We start from the raw sequence: 6,856 nt of genomic DNA, 5'->3' as shown, positions 1-6,856 counted from the left end.
GGCATCCGAAGATGCCGTTTTTGGTTAGGTTCTAACTCATAAACACCATATTAGAATTTAACTTCGCCTTCGATAAACCATTCACGACCACGCGCATCATATGATGAGCGGTTATAGTGTGGCCAGGCTGTATCTGTTGGATCAAAGTTTGGTCCTGCATTAAATAAGTTCATTACACCGCCAGTCACTTTAATTGCGTCTGTGATGTTATAAGCCGATGTTAAGTTCCACTTCGTTTGTGATGCAATTTCGTTTGCACTTTCATCGAATGCCAAACCTTTATCTAATGCAGCTTTTTTAAACGATTTATATCCAACACCATGCATTCTTGCTGTGTGGTAAGCACCTAAAGTTGTTTCAAAATCGTTTATATACCAACCTAAAATGATATTGGCTTTATATTGCGGTAAACCACCATCATCGATGTCATCATCAATTGCTGCTGTAGGATCTGTTTGTCCTTCAGAAAGAAGAATATAAGTACCATTAAAGTTTAGTTTTAACTCACCAAAGTCAGCGACATCCCATCCGTAACCAGTGGTTAAGTCAATACCACGAACTTTCTGATAAGCAAGGTTTTGTGCGACGGTATTAATGTGAGTAATAGTACCTAATGCGTCACGGGTGATCATGTTTGCATAAGTTTCATATTCACGAGCAGCTTTGCTTGCAGAGATGTCACTTACCATGTCATCCAGTTTCCACTCCCAAATATCGAGTGAAGCATTTAAGCTATCGCCACCATATACAGCACCTATGTTGGCCGTATAGCCTGTTTCAGCGCTAAGATCTTTGTTAGCACCAGTAGTGATATCAATATTGAGTTCATTACAGATTTTGTTCAGTGTTGGATCTGGATTTTTCTGAGATGGAGTTCCACCTAGAGCTTGGCACTGTTTAAAATCAATGATATTGCTATATGCTTTAGTTGCATCTCCATATACGCGATGCATATCTGGTGCACGGAACACTTTACTGATAGAGCCACGAACTAATAATTCATCAAGTGGACGATACTCTACGGTTAATTGCGGCGACAAATTTCCACCGAAATCATCATATCGGTCATAACGTAAAGCCGCATCAAGTGTTAAGTCCTCAAGAACTGGAAGCTTTAATTCCATATAGGTTGCCCAGTATGAACGCTCACCAGCACCTGATGAACCACCACGGCTTAGAATATTGCCTTTAACAGATTCTGAGTCAGATTCTGATGAGTAGTCTTGAGTGGTATATTCTGCCCCAAAAGCAAAGTCAGCTGAACCTGCTGGCAGTTCAAATGCTGGACCTGTGATATTTGCTTGAATATTTTTTTGAGTTGATTGAGCTTTTTCAAACGGAGTGTACGCTATACCGCTGACATCATTTGTGCTGATTGGCGCAAGCAGTGATTTACCGTCAGTGCCTTGAGCTAGATAATTAAATAATCCACCAACAGTCGCAAAGCCACTATTGAATACATCCACATTAGTACGGCCGTAATTTACGGATGTATCCCAACTATAATCATCAGCGATCACGCCTTCCAAGCCCGCGGTGAAGAAATAGTTACGGGTACTTGTTTCTCCTGCGCGGTTGCCGAATTCGTGCAAACGACGAATATAGTTGTAGTCACCATTTTCGGCATTTTTAAAATCTCCACCAAGACCTGTATTCTTGTCGAATGTTTTTGTCAGTGAATCATCTAAATCAACACCTAAAGTTACTTTGTCTCCTGCAACATTGACTGTGTAGTTATCGATACCCATAGGTTCGGTACGTGTTGTTGATTTTGCTTCTGCAAAATCAAGACGTCCTACAAAGTTCAAATTATCTGCAAGTTCATAGTTAAAGTTCGTTGAACTGATAAAACGAGTGCTTTCTGGTGATAGATCTCGCCACTTTGAGCGATCAAAGCCACATGCGCTACCTGTCCAAAGAAAACCGCCCGCTTCGCATTCACTCGCAGTTAGGACACGTTGGCCTTTTGGTATCGTTCCACCAGCAGGTTTTTTACCTGTAATACCAGCCCCATATGAGCTGTATTGTGAATATTTACTATAAGGTACTTTGTCTGTATCTAATCCAAAAACAGCTCTATCAGTTGCATTCAAACGCTCAGTATCAGTAAATTCGATGAAAGTTGAGACGTTACCACGTTCGGAAGATGAACCCAGAGATAGCGCAATTCGATCGCTTCCACCACCGCCTTCAGTAGTATCACCATGTCGATATTTTAATGCGACGCCATCAAAATCTCTTTTTAAAATAATGTTTACTACGCCACCAACAGCATCTGCACCATAAATTGCTGAACCACCAGATTGTAATATCTCAATACGAGCAACTGCTTCCATTGGTAAGTTTGCGGTATCAACAAAGTTGTCTGTACCACTTGCTGGTTTAGGATATTGGTTGAGACGTTTACCGTTAATCAATGTTAGCGTTCTGCTTGCACCCGCATTACGTAAACTGATTGATGACGCAGCTGGTGTAAAACCATGTACTGATTGAGTTGTCATTGCTCCTGTTGTTGAAGTCAGGCTCTGTAATGCATCTTGTACGTTAGTAAAACCTTGTTTTGCCATATCATCAGCACTTAGTACTGTAACTGGGGTTGCGGTTTCCATATCGGTACGCTTAATACGTGAACCTGTTACTTCAATACGTTCAACTTTGGCACCATCTTCAGCTGCATATACTATCGAAGTGGTTAACGCGGCAGTAGCTGCTCCGCTTATTAATGCAAAGCGAACGGCTTTGGCTAATGTAGAATTTGCACGCATTTTATTCTCCCTTAACACATGTTGTATGTTTATTTTTTATTTTTCTTAAATGGTTACTTATGTAAAGAATTAAGCTCTCATTTAATTGAGTTCAGGATATAACCACAAGAAAATAACAAGTGCAACATTGGTCATGCTGGAGTTTTGTTTAAAATTTGTTATTTACTCTCTTTTTAAAATGCAGATATAAGTAGGGTGTGTGTGTAATCGGTGGCTGATAAGGTTTTAATCTGAGGGTTTTGTTTTTTATTTGGCTTTTTGTTTTTATTATTGGTTCTTTGTGTTTTTTTATTGTTGCTAATGTTTTGTTTTATTGTGTTTTAATTTTGTTGTTTTCAATAACAGTTTGAAACTATTTTATGTGAAAAAGTAAAAATTAATAACGATATGGTTTGTCATTCCATATATTTTAGATTGGATGATTGAGGAGTGTTATCAATAAGGGTTTTCATGCGGTTTAATTTTGTATGGTGATATTTTTACACCGCGTCAGTAAGCTAGAAGTAAAATTATGGAATGAAATGTTGTAAAGAATAAAAACTAATCAAATGCTATTTCTGATTATTTAATTTTTACTGTTTAAATATAAAAGCGAAGTGAATATCTATTCACTTCGCTTTCGGTTTATTGTTTAGTTTTTTGAGAGAACAATTCATTTGTATGGTTAATTATTTTTACAAAAATCTGTTCTGTTTATTTGCTATTTAGAACTGATTTGTGCTCTACCACGTTAAATTGCAGTGGAAAGTAGTGTCCTAAATAACGTAGGGCGACATAGGCAACCACTAAGGTGGCGATTACCAGTTCGAATTCTGCTAAGTATTTTATCCATATCGCTAACTCACCCATGTTATTGAACTGCGTTAACCAAGCTGCGGTTTTAAAGAGGGCGGTTGCACCGATCACCATAGGGAAGGTAAAGGCTGCGTAGCCTGGGCTAAAGGGCAGTTTTAGTAGGTGAAAGAAGGCCAAGTAGATGATGCTGGTCATCAGAATGGCGATGCTCAGTAGTAAGGCGACTAAGGGAATTGATGCCTGCTCACAAACAGTCAGATAGCCCGCGAGTGATAAACTGGCGGGAGCTGCAAGAATGGCAATGGTTGGTTTAGCGGCATCAGGTATCGTCTGACAGAAAATGAGGCGATAGAGCATCAAAGGCAGCATGATTAAGTAGGCTAACATTCCAAAAACCAAAATGGCGTTTGCTAACCATTGGTAATCAGACACAGGGAAAGACACCGCCGCGACGATAATGCCAATCGGTGGTACAAACCAGCTTGGAACCATGTGCTCGAGTTTAAAATCGATGGCGCGAAAGTAGATAAACGCGCTTAGGAAGATCACATGGATACCAATGGCGACTAGCCACAGAGTTAAGCCTGCATGGGGGAAATAATCGCCGAGTGATTTAGACACCACCATCAAGCCCATGGCGAAGGTGGGGATCACACTACCAATCACTGGGTGGCTTAGCTCGTCCTTTAAAATATTAGGATGAAGCATGAATTTACCCATGAGCAATAACAGTAACACAGAGGCTATGATGGCACCTGTGAGTTGTCCTGCGCCATTAAGTGAAGGTGTCATGTTCTCCCATGTCCAACCTAAGCTGGCAATTGCCAGTGCCAACCCAGCCATAGGGCTGGGAAGTTTAGCTGCGTGGGATGTCCAGCGTTTGCGTTTTGAAGTCATTTTGAATACCTCTCAATACTGACAATGCTTAACATCGCTTTTTTGGGGCGCTGTTTTGATGTATTTAGTGTACTGCGGGTATCAATGATAAATAAATTTGATTAATTTTATTAATTGAATAAGTTTTGTTTACTTTGATGTTGCTATTAAACTTAAGGTTTGAGTTTACAACGCAGTAGCGTGTGCCCTAGGCCAAGATTGTCTGTGTCTTCATCCACATACAGTCCCGCTTGGTGAAGCAGGGCCAATAAATCCTTAGAGTGATACATGCGGCTATTGCCATTGGCCATGGCGCTGAAATAGAGGCTAGTGGCATTTACGCAATAGGCGGAGGCGGCCGATGGCTGTCTATCCCAAAAGGTTTCGACGATAAAGAGTTGGCTGCTTGATGTCATTGCCTTTGCCGTGCGTTGTAAAATGCTCAGGATTTGGCTTTTTGAGAAGCAATCCAGAAATTGACTCATCCAGTAAGTATCGGCGCCTTCGACAAAGGGTTGGGAGTCGTTCAGCAGATCGGTGGCAAAGGTATGCACTCGTGCTGCAAAACCTCGTGCGAGTGCATTTTGTGTGGCTACCTCTAGTTGCCCCGGGAAATCCATAATCGTGACTTCAACGTTTGCGTCATAATCACAGCAGCTCAGTGCCCATTTTCCCGTATTGCCGCCTATATCCACTAAATGGATTGGCTTATGGGCAAACACTAATGGCAGAAGCTGTGGAAAGGCATGATCCGAATAGTAATGATCGAAGGCAAACCAGCTCTGTTTCGCTTTGGGTGGTAGATCTTTTAAGGCAGGGTAGATGGTATTCCAGTCACCGAACACCTTAAGTCCTGCGGCCTTGCCTTCGAGTAGCGCGGTATCAAGGTTAAAAAGGCCTTGATAGCAAACATCCTGCACAAAGTTAAGATTGATGGCTGCCATGTCGTCATGGAGTAAAAAGTGCCCCGTTTTATCGAGCACATAGCCATTTTCATTTTGCCAAACTAAACCCATGCTAAGTCCCATATCCAGCAATACCCCAAGGGCGTACTCGCTCAGTGGTGTCGATTGGCTTAACTCGGCTGCAGTGATCCCATGCTCGGCCGCGTTATCTATTTGAGCCAGCACATCGAATTTGAGTAGGCAGTGGGCGACTTGAAAGCTGATGGGGCCAAAGGCAATTTTTTGAGCTTCAAATTTCGCATTGAAGGCGCTGATGTTACTTGGTGTTCGGTAAAAAGACATAAAAAGGAATGAATTGGCGAGCGGGTCCGTTCTTTATAACCAAGTTAGCCGTGAAAGCCAGTTGAGATACAAAGAACTATGAGCTGTATCCAAACTTGAGCAGTAACTTGTTTATGCTCTGTAATCGAGATCTAAATAATGGAATGACATAAATAAAAATACCCAGCCAAAGCTGGGTATTTTAAGGACGAGAAAACGTCGTTTATTGAACGTTTTCTTCGTCGCCGAATTGGCCTTGGAACAAGACTGAAGATAGGTAACGCTCGGCTGCCGATGGTAAAATCACCACAATGGTTTTGCCTGCAAACTCTGGCAACTCAGCGATGCGGTTTGCGGCGACAACGGCGGCACCCGATGAAATACCCACTAAAATGCCTTCTTCTTGCATTAAGCGGCGGGCCATGTCGATGGCTTCATCGTTAGTTACAGCTTCAACACGGTCAATCAATTCTAAATCTAAGTTACCTGGGATAAAGCCTGCACCAATACCTTGGATTTTATGCGGCCCTGGTTGCACAGGTAAACCCGCTAAGGTTTGAGCTATAACAGGGGAATCTGCTGGCTCAACCGCAACTGAGGTGATGGTCTTACCGGCCACTTTTTTCAAGTAACGGCTTACGCCAGTAATTGTACCGCCAGTACCTACACCGGCAACAAACACATCCACTTCACCGTCGGTATCATTCCAGATTTCTGGACCTGTGGTTTTTTCATGGATTTCTGGGTTAGCAGGGTTATTAAACTGCTGCAATAAAATGTATTTTTCAGGAGCCGATTGGCGAATTTCTTCCGCTTTATCAATCGCACCTTTCATGCCTTTCGCGCCTTCAGTCAGCACGAGAGTTGCGCCTAGAGCTTTGAGTAGCTTACGACGCTCTAAACTCATGGTATTTGGCATGGTCAGGGTCAGTTTATAGCCACGGGCCGCGGCAACATACGCTAATGCAATACCTGTGTTGCCTGATGTCGGCTCAATCAGCTCGTGATTTTTTGTTAATAGACCTTTCTTCTCGGCATCCCAAATCATATTGGCACCGATACGGCATTTAACACTGAAACTTGGGTTACGGGCTTCGACTTTGGCCAGCACTTTACCTTGGCTAACACGGTTTAAACGTACTAGCGGTGTATTACCAATAGTATATGAATTATCTTCGAAAATTTTGCTCATGG

Annotated in this window: 4 protein-coding genes; all 4 read right to left on the bottom strand. The window is 42.1% G+C overall.

Annotation, left to right across the window (positions count from 1 at the left end; genetic code table 11):
• Window positions 1–50 precede the first annotated feature (50 nt).
• The 4 genes from ACHA99_RS09830 to cysK all read right to left on the bottom strand — a co-directional run bounded on the left by ACHA99_RS09830 (window position 51) and on the right by cysK (window position 6,854).
• The gene (locus tag ACHA99_RS09830) at window positions 51–2,765 is read right to left on the bottom strand and encodes a TonB-dependent receptor plug domain-containing protein (protein WP_393942467.1); all 2,715 of its coding nucleotides are present in this window, start codon (window positions 2,763–2,765) and stop codon (window positions 51–53) included.
• A 693-nt stretch (window positions 2,766–3,458) separates the two neighbouring features.
• Window positions 3,459–4,457 (bottom strand): TDT family transporter, encoded by a 999-nt coding sequence (locus tag ACHA99_RS09825; RefSeq protein ID WP_173244152.1) that lies wholly within the window; start codon window positions 4,455–4,457, stop codon window positions 3,459–3,461.
• A gap of 152 nt (window positions 4,458–4,609) precedes the next feature.
• Window positions 4,610–5,683, bottom strand: coding sequence for a methyltransferase (locus tag ACHA99_RS09820; protein WP_393942465.1), 1,074 nt, complete (start codon window positions 5,681–5,683; stop codon window positions 4,610–4,612).
• Between the two features lie 202 nt (window positions 5,684–5,885).
• Entirely contained in the window at window positions 5,886–6,854 is a 969-nt protein-coding gene (cysK, locus tag ACHA99_RS09815; protein ID WP_113940761.1) for a cysteine synthase A, read from the bottom strand.
• Between the last annotated feature and the right edge of the window lie 2 nt (window positions 6,855–6,856).

It is taken from the genome of Shewanella sp. S23-S33, assembly GCF_043359565.1.
In the GTDB taxonomy this organism is placed as follows: Bacteria; Pseudomonadota; Gammaproteobacteria; order Enterobacterales; family Shewanellaceae; genus Shewanella; species Shewanella oncorhynchi.
This window is presented reverse-complemented; position numbering and strand designations above follow the sequence as displayed.